Origin of the sequence: Rhizobium mongolense USDA 1844, from assembly GCF_000419765.1 — a bacterium.
In the GTDB taxonomy this organism is placed as follows: Bacteria; Pseudomonadota; Alphaproteobacteria; order Rhizobiales; family Rhizobiaceae; genus Rhizobium; species Rhizobium mongolense.
Map to the genome: position 1 here is coordinate 1 of NZ_ATTQ01000057.1, position 12,636 is coordinate 12,636.

Below are 12,636 nucleotides of genomic sequence, written 5' to 3' on the forward strand. Positions count from 1 at the left end.
GAGTCGCTCGAACGGGCGATGCCGTCGCTACAGGAACTTGGCCTTGCGCCGGGTGCATCACCTGCCCGAATCAGGTTCACCACTGATCTCGAAGAAGCGCTTGAAGGTAGCCAATTTGTTCAAGAGAGCGCGACTGAGGATGTAAATGCAAAGACCGGACTTATCGCGCAGATAGATGCCCTTACACCAGTGGATGCAGTCATCGCGTCGAGTTCGTCAGGTTTTCTCGCGACGGATTTGAGGCGAGAGGCGCGACATGGGGAGCGGATCATCATCGGCCATCCCTTCAATCCTCCCTATCTGGTCCCGCTGGTGGAAGTGGCCGGTGGAGATGTGGCCGCGCAAGCGATCGCCACAGCAACGCAATTTTATCAGAAGACCGGCTGCGAAGTGGTTGAACTGAAGCGCGAGATTGACGGCTACATCGGCAACAGGATTCAGTTTGCCGTGTTCCGCGAAATTCTCTACCTGCTTTCGCAAGGTGTAGCCGATCTTGAAGCAATTGATAGAGCGATCGTGGCCGGTCCGGCCATCCGCTGGGCGGTAATGGGCCCGTCGTCCGTCTTTTATCTCGGCGCTCGCGATCCTTCCCTTTATCAGGAATTCGTCGATCTACTCGCCCATGAGATGGAGAGCGGCTACACGGCACCAGCGACATTCACACCGGATAAGGCTCTTATGAATGCCTATGCCGACGAGGTCTGCCGTGGAATCGGCGCAAATGGTCAGGACGACCTGATCGCACTCCGTGACGAAGGCGTCGCCAAGATTAGAGTCCTTCTCGATCGCATTCGCCAGCGTCCGGGTGTTGGCGCTCAATGACTTGGGTTGTAACCTGGACCGGAACAGTCGATCGCGATTGGATCGACGAGCTCGATCACGTCAATTTTCTGCAGTACCAGCGGGTAGCGGATCTTGCCTCCCTCGACATCTGGAAGAATGCGAGAGGCAAACAGGCCGGCAGCCTCGAATTTGTCATGACGGAAACCCACGTCCGCTATGTTCGAGAGTTGCGCCTGGGAATGCCGGTCGAGGTCAATTCCGCCTTGCTGGCCTTTGACAACAAGCGATTTCAGCTCTTTCACCATATCAAAAGCGACGGTGAGCTGATGTGCAGCGTGGAGACACTCAATCTGTGTTTCGACCCGGAGATCCGAAAAGTGGCGACTTTCACGGAAGCCATCGTTCAGTACTTCGAGTCGTGGGGTTCGCCGCCGCCGGATGCCACCTACACACTGAGCATAGCGCGTAAGCAGAGCTAATGGGCTGGATAGCTAGCGAAGCCAGTCCGTCGCCTAGATGAATTGGCATGGCCATTTGTTAATGGAGGAGCAGGTGACCTGCATCGATCTCAACAGTGACTTGGGCGAAAGTTTCGGTCCCTGGCCGATGGGAGACGATGTGTCGATGCTGCCGATTGTAACCAGTGCCAATATCGCCTGCGGTTTTCATGCAGGAGATCCGGCAGGCATCCTGGCGGTCCTTCATGAAGCCGCGCGGCTTGGCGTCTCGGTTGGGGCGCATGTCGGCTATCGCGATCTCGTCGGCTTCGGCCGGCGCAACATGGATCCATCGAGCCAAGAACTGATCGGCGACACGATCTATCAGATCGGGGCGCTGCAGGGGCTTGCAAGGGCTGCCGGGACAACCGTGCGATATGTGAAACCGCATGGCGCGCTCTATAATGCAATAGCCCAAGACGCGCATCAGGCAGATGATGTCATCGCCGCCATCAAGGCGGTCGATCCCGCGCTTGCGCTGATGGCCCTTTCAGGCGCCCCAATCGTCCAACAGGCGCGGTCCGCAGGGCTGACGGTCGTCTGCCCAGCCTTCGCCGACCGGGCGTACAATGCTGACGGCAGCCTGGTCAGCCGCCGCCTGCCGGGTTCTGTCATTCATGATCCGGAACAAGTCGCAAGCCGAATGCTGCGTCTCGTCAAAGAGGGGCGCTTCACGGCCATAGACGGCACGGAAATCGAACTCGAGGCGCAATCGATTTGCGTCCACGGCGATACGCCAACGGGCGTTTCGATCGCTCGATCGGTCCGCGACGCGCTCGTCCAGGAGGGCGTCGAGCTGAAGAGCTTCACCCATGGCTGAGCGGCTTCGGTTTCTTCCCGCCGGCAGCGATGCGCTCCTCGTAGAACTTGATGACCTCGAGACAACACTGGCGCTGCTCGATGCCTTTCAGGATGATCGACCGGACGGTGTCGTCGAGCTCGTTCCGGCAGCTCGCACACTGCTGGTGCGTTTCGATGCAAACGTCACCAATCGGCTTGCTCTGGTTGACGCCATCGCATGCATCGATCTGTCCACAAAATCCAGCCGGCATGGAGAGACCTTCGAGATCCCCCTCACCTATGACGGGGAGGATCTGAACGATGTTGCAGAACTGCTTGGCTGGTCAGTCGAAGAACTGATCCGCCGCCACACCGAGGCGACCTATACCGTTGCCTTCACCGGCTTCGCACCTGGCTTTGCCTACATGACCTCGGATGATCCGGCCTTCGACGTGCCCCGGCGCAAGAGCCCGCGGGTGCGCATTCCCGCCGGCTCCGTCGCGCTCGGCGGCAAGTTCGGCGGCATCTATCCGACCGACAGCCCCGGCGGCTGGCAGCTTCTGGGTCGAACACCACTCAAGATGTGGGACACGAGCCGTTCGCGTGCAGCCCTGCTTGCGCCGGGTGATCGCGTCCGCTTCTGCGACATGGCTAAGGGAGCGAGTGTGACCGTTTCGGGAATGCCGGCTGCTTCGGAGGCGAGCACTCCAGCATCGAGCAAGGCCGAAGGACTCCTCGTCACCCGCGCCGACCGCCCTGCGCTCTTCCAGGATTTTGGCCGAGCCGGTCAGGCGGGCCAAGGCGTATCCGAGTCCGGAGCACTTGATCGCCGAAGCCTGATCGAGGCCAATCTCGGCGTCGGCAATCCGTGCGGCTCAGCAGTCATCGAGATTGCCTATGGCGGCTTCGCCATCAAGGCAGACCGGCCGGTGACCCTGGCGGTGATCGGGCCCCGCACGGACTGGTTCACGGATAAGGGGCTAACCACACTGCTTGCACAGGAATGGCAAGTTACCGCGGAATCGAGCCGAGTCGGTGTGCGCCTTGCCGGCGCGGAGCCTCTGGAAAGAACCGATTCATCGGAGCTGGCATCTGAAGGAACGCCACTCGGCGCCATCCAGATCCCCCATAGCGGTCAGCCGGTCCTGTTCCTGGCAGACCACCCGCTGACCGGGGGCTATCCGGTGATCGGCGTGGGCGCCGCTCATTATCTCGATCTAGCAGGCCAGATTCCGATCGGCGCGACGATCCGCTTCAATGCCTTTGCCCCCTTCGACCCGCTCCTCAGGGACACAGCCCCATGAAGAAACTCCTAATCGCCAACCGCGGCGAAATCGCCATCCGCATTGCCCGCGCCGCCCGCGACTATGGGATTGCCTCAGTTGCCATCTATTCCGACGCGGATGCCAACTCGCTCCATGTCGAACTCGCCGATGAAGCCTATGGCCTCGGCCCAGGCCGACCCGCTGATACTTATCTGAACATCGAAAAGATCCTCGATATCGCCCGCAAGTCAGGCGCCGATGCCGTGCATCCGGGCTATGGCTTCTTGTCCGAGCGCTCAGAGTTTGCACAAGCTGTGATCGATGCCGGTCTGATCTGGGTCGGACCAGCCCCTGATGTGATTACGGCGCTTGGAGACAAGGTCGAGGCACGCCGGATCGCGGCCAAGGTGGGCGCACCCCTCGTCAAAGGGTCGGACGGGCCACTCAACTCGGCTGCCGAGGCCATCGCTTTTGCAAAGCAGGTCGGGATGCCGCTTGCGATCAAGGCCGCCTTTGGCGGCGGCGGGCGCGGCATGAAGGTCGCGTGGAAGCTCGAGGAGGTCGGAGAACTGTTTGACTCCGCTGTGCGCGAGGCGAAAGAAGCGTTCGGCCGCGGCGAGTGCTATGCCGAGCAGTTCCTCGACAAACCGCGCCACATCGAAGCGCAGGTAATCGCCGACAGCCATGGCAACACCGTCGTTCTCGGCACGCGGGATTGCTCGCTGCAGCGGCGTAACCAGAAGCTTGTCGAGGAAGCGCCTGCTCCATTCATCACCGAGGATCAGCGCGCTTGTATTCATGATGCGGCGCGCGCGATCTGCGTCGAGGCCGGTTACACGGGTGCTGGCACAGTCGAGTTCCTGCTTTCCAACAACGGCGTCATCTCTTTCCTTGAGGTCAACACGCGCCTTCAGGTCGAGCATCCCGTGACCGAGGAGACAACTGGGGTCGATATCGTCATCGAGCAGTTGCGCATCGCAGATGGTCTGCCGCTTTCTGTGATCAAGACCCCCGTGCCACGCGGACATGCCTTTGAGTTCCGGATCAATGCTGAAGATCCAGGTCGTGGGTTCCTCCCGACGCCGGGACTGGTCAAGCGCTTTCGGGCGCCGGCCGGTCCCGGAGTTCGGCTGGATGCCGGCGTGGAAACAGGTTCGGAGATCCCCGGCCTCTACGATTCCATGATGGCCAAGCTGATCGTCACCGGCGCAAGACGGGAAGAGGCACTGATCCGTGCTCGCCGCGCGCTGGCCGAGTTCCAGATCGAAGGCGTCGCTTCGGTACTGCCTTTCCATCGAGCGGTGCTTCAGGAACGGGACTTCACCGGCGAAGACGGCTTCAAGGTTTACACGAACTGGATCGAGACTGCCTTCCGCGGCATCGAGCCGGCACCACGTGTCGATCCCGTAGAGGGTGGGTTCATTCGCAGCTTCATCGAGATCGATGGAAAGCGTCATGCCATCGGTCTGCCGGGAGCCCTCTTCACCGGAATGGCCGCCCCGCAGTCGAAATCTGGAGCCGCTAGCCCTGCCAATCCAAATGGGGTCAGCGCGCCGATCCCCGGCACACTACAGAAATGGCTGGTCGAGGATGGCGCCGAGGTCGCAGATGGCGAAGCGGTGGCGCTGATTGAGGCCATGAAGATGGAGACGCGTGTGCATGCTCCAAAGGCCGGCCGCATCAAGATCACTAGTGAGCCCGGAACGACGGTTTCACTCGGCGCCGAGTTGGCGACGATCGACTGACAAAGAAAGACAGCCGCCGCTTAGCGGCGAGACAGACAAGACGGAGAAAGTTGTGAAGCCAAGCCCGATCACTCAGGCGCCGACGGATGCTGCGGCACGCAAGTCAATCAAACCGGTTATCTGCTATCCCACAGACACGTTGCCTCGTCCTGATCTGTCAGCCTATCGAGCCCTTCGGGACAACCTGGAACTGGTCGAGACGGTGTTCATTCCGCCGCGCGATGCCGCCACCTGGGAAGTTCCGACCGGACACTTCTGCCGCGTGGTATGCCCCGAGGGTCCGCAAGTCGGCGACCTCAACCTGTTCAATCTGCATAATCTCAACGAGCGCTTCTACAGCGGCAAGACCCGGGCTCTCAACGGCACGCATGTGGGCCTCGGCGATCAGCTGTTCTCGAACTTCCCTTACATGCGCCCGATCGCCACCATCACCCACGACACGCTCGATTGGTACGGGTTCGACGAGTTCGGCGGCTCTGTTCATGATGTTATCGGCACGCGCTGCGATCCATACACGCACAATCTCCTTAGCCATGGCGGCCAGTATCACCACTGCTGCCACTCCAACCTGACGCGGGCTCTGGCAAAGAAAACAGGGCTTTCTCTGCAAGAGGCCGAACCGCATGTTCATGACGTCCTCAACCTCTTCATGTGCACGGGGTTCACCCGCGACACCGGACAGTACTTCATGAAGGCGAGCCCGGTCCGTCGCGGCGATTACCTCGAGTTCTTTGCCGAGATCGATCTGCTCGGCTGCATGTCAGCGTGCCCTGGTGGTGATTGCTCGTCTGAGCATTCCTCCGATACGGCGGCCTGCTTCCGCCTGGCTGTTGAGATCTACAAGCCTAAAGGATTGCCTCAAGGTTGGCAGGCACCGCCGGAAAACGGCTATGACCGAAGCCACGGCTTATAAAGGCAAGCGGCACGCCTTCGCGCTGCGGTCTGCGGCGCATTGATCGGCGATGGGCGTGCCTGACCTTCTTATTGCGTGCCTCTCTGAGGTTGTTGCGGCGCGTTCAGTTCGTCGAAAGGATAGTTGCAAATGCTGCGCCGCAGCATTCATTGACGAAAGCTAAGATACAGCTACCACACGGAGAGGAGGCCGGCGGTGACGAACAGCTGACGAATGGAGCATAGCACGCAAGTCAGTGTCGGCGCCATGAGCGGCGCCTTCGATTTGGGAAGCTGCTAAAGTTATCTATCACTTGCCATTCAACGACCTTCTCTTCCGCGCTCAGCAGGTCCATCGCGCGCATTTCGACCCCAATGCCATCCAGATGAGCCGCTGCTGTCGATCAAGACCGATGGCTGTGCGGAAAGATTGTGGCTATTGCAGTCAATCCGCCCATTATCCGACGGGCCTGAAGGCCTCGAAGCTGATGGAAGTCGAGCGGGTTATTGCGGAAGCGCGCAAGGCGAAAGAAGGCGGGGCGACGCGCTATTCTATGGGGGCCGCCTGGCGCAATCCCAAGGAACGCGACATGGATGCGCTGGTCGCCATGGTTCAAGGCGCTAAGGCGCTCGGAATGGAGACCTGCATGACGGCAGGCATGCTGACGCCGGAACAGTCCGGAAAGCTCGCCGACGCCGGCCTCGATTACTACAATCACAACATCGATACCTCCGAGCGCTATTACTCCGAGATCATCACCACCCGCACTTTCGAGGACCGGCTGGAAACGCTTGGGTATGTCCGTGACGCTGGCATCAAGGTTTGCGCCGGCGGCATTCTCGGCATGGGCGAGACGTTTGAAGACCGCATTTCGATGCTGGTGACGCTCGCCAATCTGCCGGCCCCGCCCGAAAGTGTGCCGATCAACATTCTGATCTCGATCCCCGGCTCCAAGCTCGGCGATGCTGAACCCGTCGACCCGATCGACTTCGTGCGCACCATTGCGCTTGCGCGCATCCTGATGCCGAGTTCGCATGTACGTCTCTCCGCCGGCCGCACCGACATGAGCGACGAGATGCAGGCGCTCTGTTTCTTTGCTGGAGCCAATTCCATCTTCGTTGGTGATACACTCCTGACGGTTGATAATCCCGGCGAGGATCACGATGCCGCTCTGTTCTGCAGGTTGGGGCTGAAGCCGATGCAGTCGGAGCCGACGCGTTGAGTTTGTCGGCACTTGCTCCCTATGAGGCGATGCTTGTCGGTCTCGAGCGGAAGTCGCGGCTTCGAACTCTTGCCCCGAGGCATGGCATAGATTTCACGTCGAACGACTATCTCGGACTTGCCGGTGCACCATGTCTGAAAGCAGCGATATCAGCTGCGATCGAGGAAGGCGTACCGGCCGGCGCCGGCGGGTCACGGCTGCTGCGTGGCAATCATGCCGAACACGAGGCGCTCGAAGCGGAGGCGGCGGCCTTCTTTCGTGTCGAAAAGGCGCTCTATTTTGGCAGCGGATTTGCAGCGAATGTCGCGCTGTTCTCGTCCCTGCCGCAGCGCGCCGACCTGATCGTCCATGATGCTTGATTCACGCCAGCGTCCAAGACGGCATAGCGGCGAGCAAGGCGCAGGCGGTTGGCGTGCAGCACAATGACTTCGACGCCTTCGATCAGGCGATCCGCAGGTGGCAACACGCGGGTGGCAAGGGCCGCCCTTGGATCGCCGTCGAGAGCCTTTACTCGATGGACGGAGATCGGGCGCCGGTCCTCGCCCTTGCGGACGTCGCCGACCGGCATGAAGGTTTCCTCGTCATCGATGAAGCGCATGCCACCGGCGTCTTCGGCCCCGGCGGTCCCGGCCTCGCCTCGGAACTGGAAAACCGCGGCAATGTACTGGTCCTGCATGAGACCGACAGTGAGACGGTCGTACGGATGGGCGGCGTGCAGCGCGATCGGGTTTTGCCTCAAGTTTATCGGCTTGCCACACCTGCTTCGCCACATTTCTCGGCCCGTCTCGACGGTATCGCGATTGACCCGGAGAACCTCGTGCCGCCGGTGACCGATCGCCCATTGATCATTGAAGGGGCCGGCGGGCTGCTTGTGCCGCTTTCCGATGATCTGGTTTTCGCCGATGTCTTTGCCCGTTGGCGGATTCCAGTGATCCTGTGCGCCAGGACCTCGCTCGGCACGATCAATCACACCTCCATGAAGGACGCGATCTCGAAATTGTCGCGGAATGCCTGACCGAGCGTTTCAGCAGTAAGTTCGGTCAAGCCGTCGCGCTGATGACCCGGACGTCGCAGCAGGCGCTTGAGCAAGCAGTGTTTGGGCAAGAGATGTCGATCGTTTCGTTCCGCACCAGGCCAATGCACGCATGTTCGACGCCGTCTGCTGCAATCTCAATATCGACCGCGAAAAGATAGTCAGGACCATATCGACGTTCGGCAACTCGTCCGCTGCGACCATTCCGCTGTCTCTTTCCATCGCAAATGAACAGAGGCGCTTTTCGCCCGACGAAAAGCTGTTGCTCACAGCTGCGGGGGCTGGGCTGTCCTGCTCTGCGCATGAATGAAAAACCTCACCAAATTGGGGGTAAGATCGGTGGAGAAATATGTAGGCGCAAAACTGCATGGTTTGCGGGTGACCGATGCCAAGCTCGACTATCATGGCTCGATCACAATCGACGCGGACTTTTGCCGCGAGGTCGGAATCAAGCCGCTGGAGTACGTCGAGATCTGGGAACAAGATGTCGGGCGTGCGGATCAGCACCTACGTATTCTATAGGGATGCGGGTTTTCGATGCTGCATCCTGAATGGGGCCGCAGCCCGCACCTGCCAGTCGGGCGATGAAGTCATCGTAGCCTCCAGCTTCTTTGGTGAGATCGAGGACATTATTGGACGCCAGCCGCGGGTCCTGGTGTTCGGCCCCGAAAACGAAATCATCGACCGGATAGCCTGTCAGCGATGGTCGGATTGCCGATCATGTCGTACCAGTGGTCGACGGGCACTTGGCTGGTGACGATGGTGGATCGCTTCTCGTAACGGTCCTCGATGATTTCCAGGAGATCGCGCCTCTGCTCGTCGTTGAGCTTTTCCGGGCCCCAGTCGTCGAGGATGAGCAGGTCGGTTCTGGCCAGCGCCTTGAGGACCTTCGGATACCGGCCGTCGCCGCGCGCCAACGCAAGGGTGGCGAACAGCCTCGGGAGGCGATGATAGGCGACGGAGAAGTCTTCGCGGTAGGCCTTGTGTCCGAGCGCGCGGGCAAGCCAGCTCTTGCCGACGCCGGCGGGGCCGATCAACAGCAGGCTGTGGCGCTGCCTGATCCAGTCGCAACCGGCGAGCTTCAGGAAGAGATTGCGATCGAGGACCGCGGGCGGCACGGAAGTCGGTATTCTCTATCTGGGCGTCGTGGCGCAGCTTCGCCGCGCGGGCTCGCCGTAAAGGCCGTGCATGATTGTAGGTTAATCGGCTTGTGGCCGACTACACGCGAACCCGTCCGTTCGTTTGTGGAGCGCATGCGCGCACTTGAAAGTAAGAAGACTGTCGCTTCGGTTTCCCTAATTCATGGCTTCCACGGGGTGACGTGGCCGACGTCGGCGCGAAGGTGCTCGTGATTGCCGACACTAATCAAGCGCAAGCGGATGCGCTCACAAGCCAACTCGGTGCAGAATTTTGGGCCCTGCGCGAGGAAGCCCGCACACCATACCTGACTGTTGACGAGGCGCTCGCACGAGTTCAGGCCAACACCGCAAAGGCTCCTGTCGTACTCGCCGCCGTTGCCGACAATGCAGGTGGTGGAGCAGCCTCCGACAACACCGCGATTCTGCAGCGAGTTTTGGACCTGGGCCTTCAAGACATTGCTCTGGGCTGCTTCTGGGATCCCGTTGCAGTCCAGATGTGCTTCGGCGCCGGCATCGGGGCTACTCTTACCCTACGCATCGGCGGCAAGGTGGGGCGGCATTCTGGGAAACCCGTCAATGTTGTCGCCACCGTTCGGGGGCTCTGCCCCGAGCACAAGCAACCAGGCCTCAGTGGCTCACAATCGCCTCTTGGTCCCAGTGCCTACGTCGAGTTCGAAGGGGTCCACATCATTGTCTCAACTATCCGCGAACAGGTGTTCTCCCCAGAGCTCTTCACCGATATCGGCTGTTCCATTTCCGGCAAGAGAGGCATTGTGGTGAAATCAGCTCAGCACTTCTATAACAACTTCGAACCGATTGCCGCGGAAATTCAATAGGTTGCAGCCTCGGGATCGGTCGCCCCAGACTTCGCGCAGATCGCCTATACGAAGTTGCAGCGAGCCGTCTGGCCGAGGTCAGACGCATAGTGCTTGACCAAGATGACACTTCCCCTTTTCGTTGATGCGGTCGTTCCAAGGTCCGAGGCGACACGTGGTGTTGGCAGAAGCGCTCGGCGTCAGCCACCCCTCGGCCCACGGGTCACGGCCTTCGCCTGATGGTTGCATGATCACTTCGGGGCGAAGATTCCTGGAATGATGCCGAGAGTGTTATTTTCCGGAATTGCGATTCTCACGCCCTTCCGTCCACCGGCATAGGGGGACGGCTCTCGATGCGTACTTTCAAATCCGCCAATGCGCCCGCAGCTATAAGGCCCTTCGGCGCCACGTCATCAGGCGCGAGAAAGACCGGGTCGACTACGGGTCGGCAGCATTGGAAATGTGCGGCAGCGTCCCTAATCTTTATCGATGGGGAGCAATAAGACTCCCTTCCGTCACCTCGGACAAGAACGATTTTGCCCCCTAGGGGATGTGGGAAGCCGTCAAAGATCGTGAAGGCTGTTAACCCATCCCGCAGTCCTTCTCCATCTAAAAATAGCCGATGCGACTCGTCGAAGCGGACCATCTGCGCCAGCCTGCAACCGAGCAAATCACAGATCGGCTTAAAGCGGATGGCGCCGGGAAGCTCAACAGCTCGAAAGATCGCCGTTTCCGGGTCCAACAGGTACGCGGTATTCTCTATGTCCTAACCTTTCTCCGCTTCTTGAAGCGGTTCATGCGCTGCCCACAGGCAACACGACCAAGCCGCGGCGTACGACATTCGGCGGGATCCGCAAAATGGATTGTTTGTATGGGACCCATCCACGCTGCGGATACACCACGTAACTGCGGTCAAAGGCGTCGGTTTGAGGGTGGGAGGAGATCCTTGTTACCAATTGTCGCCAAGGTTATCTCGCCCAGATTATCTAACGTCCGTTCTCTCGTAGGAGTCAGAGCGCCCTATGAAGCCCCAGCAGCACGTCGAGCTCGGCTACAAGGCCCCGGGTCGGCAAAATCGCTAATCGGCACCTCCTCATTCCTTCTTGATAGCGGCGATTAGAATGGAGTCCTGCGGCCATGCGCAGGACCGCGCCGGAGATGCCGCAGGCGATGTAGAGTTGGGACGATCACCTTGCCTGACTGACGTGCCAGTCGGGCGGCGCATGGCGTCTACGTCGGTACCGAGCTTGTCGGCGACGGCATGATACTTCCTTTCATTGTAAGGGGAGCCGAACGCCCGTGCGGTCGGACAGCATCGGCTAGCGGTGAGCTTCGACCCCTTCGCTCAGTGGGAAGCGTGTGCCCGGCACGACGGATATCTCGTGCCACGCAAGCCAGGAAAGGTCGTCAGCGCGCCCCGGAGCCTATGGATGTTTGACCTGAGCGGCCAGGAAAAGCTTGTTGCATATCCTGGTCATGCTATCAGCGACAATAGGAGTGCCCCGCTGCGACGGAAAGATGGCGTCTCCCGCCTTTTCGCCGCGCGCTGCAACAATCTCCTGTCGCTGCTTTTCGATATAATTGCACGTGTCCCAGATAAGATCCGCCGGCGCATACAAAATGCCGCCTTCCAGATGGTTTTTTCGCTTCTTTAGCTTGATAAGCCATTGGTCCTTCTCGATCATCTCGGTCTGCTGCTGTGGATCCCACGGAAGATCTCGGAGCCTGATCGAAAGGATTTCGCTTACTCGTGCACCCGTCCGCAAAGCCCAGTTCATGATGAGAACGTTTCGGATGCCGTGCTTCTCGACGTCAGTGAAGGCATAGATACGATCGATCTCCTCGATCCCAGGGTTGTGTCGTCGCCCGTACTTCGCACCCCGGTTTCAAGGAACGGCCACACCCAATGAAACCGCTTGTACCCCTTGGTCGTGACGATCATGACTTATTCGGAAGAAATCGGAAACACATAGCCGCGGCGCTGCTATTGCGATCTCGCAGTCGGGTAAAAGTCCCGACATCGTCGCGTTGGCTGACGCAGCAACGCGCGCCGGCGCCGCTTCGATTGCACTGACGAATACCCTGCCCTCGCCGCTTGCTGATGCCTGCAACCACTCTTTGGACATTCTGGCTGGGCCGGAAAATGCGGTAGCCGCCACCAAGTCCTATGTCAACTCCATCGTTGCAGGCCTTGCAGTGCTAATGACCTTGCCCCGTTGAAATAATCCATTTTGAAGTAAGCTCTGGCCCATTGAGAGGACCAGGGAATGAAGCGCAGCCGTTTCACAGACGAACAGATTATCGGCATTCTGAAGGAGCACGAGGCGGGCACGCCAGTCTCGGAGCTTTGCCGCAAGCACGGCGTCAGCGATGCCAGCATCTATAAGTGGAAAGCCAAATTCGGCGGCATGGAGGTGTCTGAAGCCAAGCGGCTGAAGACGCTGGAGGACGAGAATAGCAGGCTG

The 12,636-nt window shown here is 59.8% G+C and carries 14 protein-coding genes and 4 pseudogenes; 16 read left to right on the forward strand and 2 right to left on the reverse strand.

Annotated features, from left to right (window positions below):
• The 13 genes and pseudogenes from A3C3_RS40720 to A3C3_RS48070 form a co-directional block, all read left to right on the forward strand.
• A partial coding sequence (locus tag A3C3_RS40720; RefSeq protein WP_022719355.1) for a 3-hydroxyacyl-CoA dehydrogenase NAD-binding domain-containing protein occupies positions 1–822 on the forward strand: 822 nt, incomplete at its 5' end.
• A complete protein-coding gene (locus tag A3C3_RS42935; RefSeq protein WP_022719356.1) occupies positions 819–1,262 on the forward strand; it encodes an acyl-CoA thioesterase in 444 nt (147 codons plus the stop codon). The genes A3C3_RS40720 and A3C3_RS42935, both read left to right, overlap by 4 nt.
• A gap of 73 nt (positions 1,263–1,335) precedes the next feature.
• Entirely contained in the window at positions 1,336–2,100 is a 765-nt protein-coding gene (locus A3C3_RS0136200) for a LamB/YcsF family protein (protein ID WP_022719357.1), read from the forward strand.
• On the forward strand, positions 2,093–3,364 hold the full coding sequence (locus A3C3_RS0136205; protein WP_022719358.1) for a 5-oxoprolinase subunit B/C family protein: 1,272 nt from the start codon (positions 2,093–2,095) through the stop codon (positions 3,362–3,364). Before A3C3_RS0136200 ends, A3C3_RS0136205 begins: the two co-directional genes overlap by 8 nt.
• A complete protein-coding gene (locus A3C3_RS0136210; protein WP_022719359.1) occupies positions 3,361–5,070 on the forward strand; it encodes an acetyl/propionyl/methylcrotonyl-CoA carboxylase subunit alpha in 1,710 nt (569 codons plus the stop codon). Before A3C3_RS0136205 ends, A3C3_RS0136210 begins: the two co-directional genes overlap by 4 nt.
• A gap of 52 nt (positions 5,071–5,122) precedes the next feature.
• Positions 5,123–5,983, forward strand: a complete 861-nt coding sequence (locus tag A3C3_RS0136215) for an urea carboxylase-associated family protein (RefSeq protein WP_022719360.1) — start codon at positions 5,123–5,125, stop codon at positions 5,981–5,983.
• 283 nt (positions 5,984–6,266) lie between these two features.
• Positions 6,267–7,184, forward strand: coding sequence for a biotin synthase BioB (gene bioB / locus A3C3_RS40730; protein WP_411741247.1), 918 nt, complete (start codon positions 6,267–6,269; stop codon positions 7,182–7,184).
• Entirely contained in the window at positions 7,181–7,543 is a 363-nt protein-coding gene (locus A3C3_RS48895) for an aminotransferase class I/II-fold pyridoxal phosphate-dependent enzyme (RefSeq protein WP_167521887.1), read from the forward strand. The genes bioB and A3C3_RS48895 overlap by 4 nt, the downstream gene beginning before the upstream one ends.
• Before the next feature lie 53 nt (positions 7,544–7,596).
• Positions 7,597–7,797 (forward strand): annotated as a pseudogene (locus A3C3_RS48900) (aminotransferase class I/II-fold pyridoxal phosphate-dependent enzyme); the annotation flags it as partial.
• A 63-nt stretch (positions 7,798–7,860) separates the two neighbouring features.
• A pseudogene (gene bioD, locus A3C3_RS47755) lies at positions 7,861–8,157 on the forward strand (ATP-dependent dethiobiotin synthetase BioD); the annotation flags it as partial.
• Positions 8,158–8,329: 172 nt separating this feature from the next.
• Positions 8,330–8,527 carry a 3-oxoacyl-[acyl-carrier-protein] synthase III C-terminal domain-containing protein gene (locus A3C3_RS48905; protein WP_022719364.1) on the forward strand — a complete coding sequence of 66 codons (198 nt, stop codon included), beginning with the start codon at positions 8,330–8,332 and terminating at the stop codon, positions 8,525–8,527.
• A gap of 29 nt (positions 8,528–8,556) precedes the next feature.
• A complete protein-coding gene (locus A3C3_RS48065; protein ID WP_022719365.1) occupies positions 8,557–8,739 on the forward strand; it encodes an aspartate 1-decarboxylase in 183 nt (60 codons plus the stop codon).
• On the forward strand, positions 8,702–8,974 hold the full coding sequence (locus A3C3_RS48070) for an aspartate 1-decarboxylase (RefSeq protein ID WP_246719174.1): 273 nt from the start codon (positions 8,702–8,704) through the stop codon (positions 8,972–8,974). Before A3C3_RS48065 ends, A3C3_RS48070 begins: the two co-directional genes overlap by 38 nt.
• Here A3C3_RS48070 and A3C3_RS42330 read toward each other — a convergent pair.
• A pseudogene (locus A3C3_RS42330) lies at positions 8,898–9,390 on the reverse strand (ATP-binding protein); the annotation flags it as partial. The gene A3C3_RS48070 and the pseudogene A3C3_RS42330 sit on opposite strands and share 77 nt — an antisense overlap.
• A 148-nt stretch (positions 9,391–9,538) precedes the next feature.
• Here A3C3_RS42330 and A3C3_RS42335 point away from each other — a divergent pair.
• Positions 9,539–10,192: an MlrC C-terminal domain-containing protein gene (locus A3C3_RS42335; protein WP_084797153.1), complete on the forward strand. Its 654-nt coding sequence runs from the start codon at positions 9,539–9,541 to the stop codon at positions 10,190–10,192.
• Positions 10,193–11,595: 1,403 nt separating this feature from the next.
• On the opposite strand, the gene A3C3_RS0136260 is transcribed toward A3C3_RS42335, so the two are convergent.
• Positions 11,596–12,018: a site-specific integrase gene (locus A3C3_RS0136260; RefSeq protein ID WP_084797154.1), complete on the reverse strand. Its 423-nt coding sequence runs from the start codon at positions 12,016–12,018 to the stop codon at positions 11,596–11,598.
• A gap of 133 nt (positions 12,019–12,151) precedes the next feature.
• Here A3C3_RS0136260 and A3C3_RS0136265 point away from each other — a divergent pair.
• Both A3C3_RS0136265 and A3C3_RS0136270 read left to right on the forward strand, forming a co-directional pair.
• Positions 12,152–12,373 (forward strand): annotated as a pseudogene (locus A3C3_RS0136265) (SIS domain-containing protein); the annotation flags it as partial.
• 65 nt (positions 12,374–12,438) lie between these two features.
• A partial coding sequence (locus A3C3_RS0136270) for an IS3 family transposase (RefSeq protein ID WP_022719369.1) occupies positions 12,439–12,636 on the forward strand: 198 nt, incomplete at its 3' end.

Coding starts and splice junctions, on each gene's coding strand:
- A3C3_RS42935 (WP_022719356.1), top strand. CDS start 819: ATGACTTGGGTTGTAACCTGGACCGGAACAGTCGATCGCGATTGGATC.
- A3C3_RS0136205 (WP_022719358.1), top strand. CDS start 2,093: ATGGCTGAGCGGCTTCGGTTTCTTCCCGCCGGCAGCGATGCGCTCCTC.
- A3C3_RS0136210 (WP_022719359.1), top strand. CDS start 3,361: ATGAAGAAACTCCTAATCGCCAACCGCGGCGAAATCGCCATCCGCATT.
- A3C3_RS48905 (WP_022719364.1), top strand. CDS start 8,330: ATGTTCGACGCCGTCTGCTGCAATCTCAATATCGACCGCGAAAAGATA.
- A3C3_RS48070 (WP_246719174.1), top strand. CDS start 8,702: ATGTCGGGCGTGCGGATCAGCACCTACGTATTCTATAGGGATGCGGGT.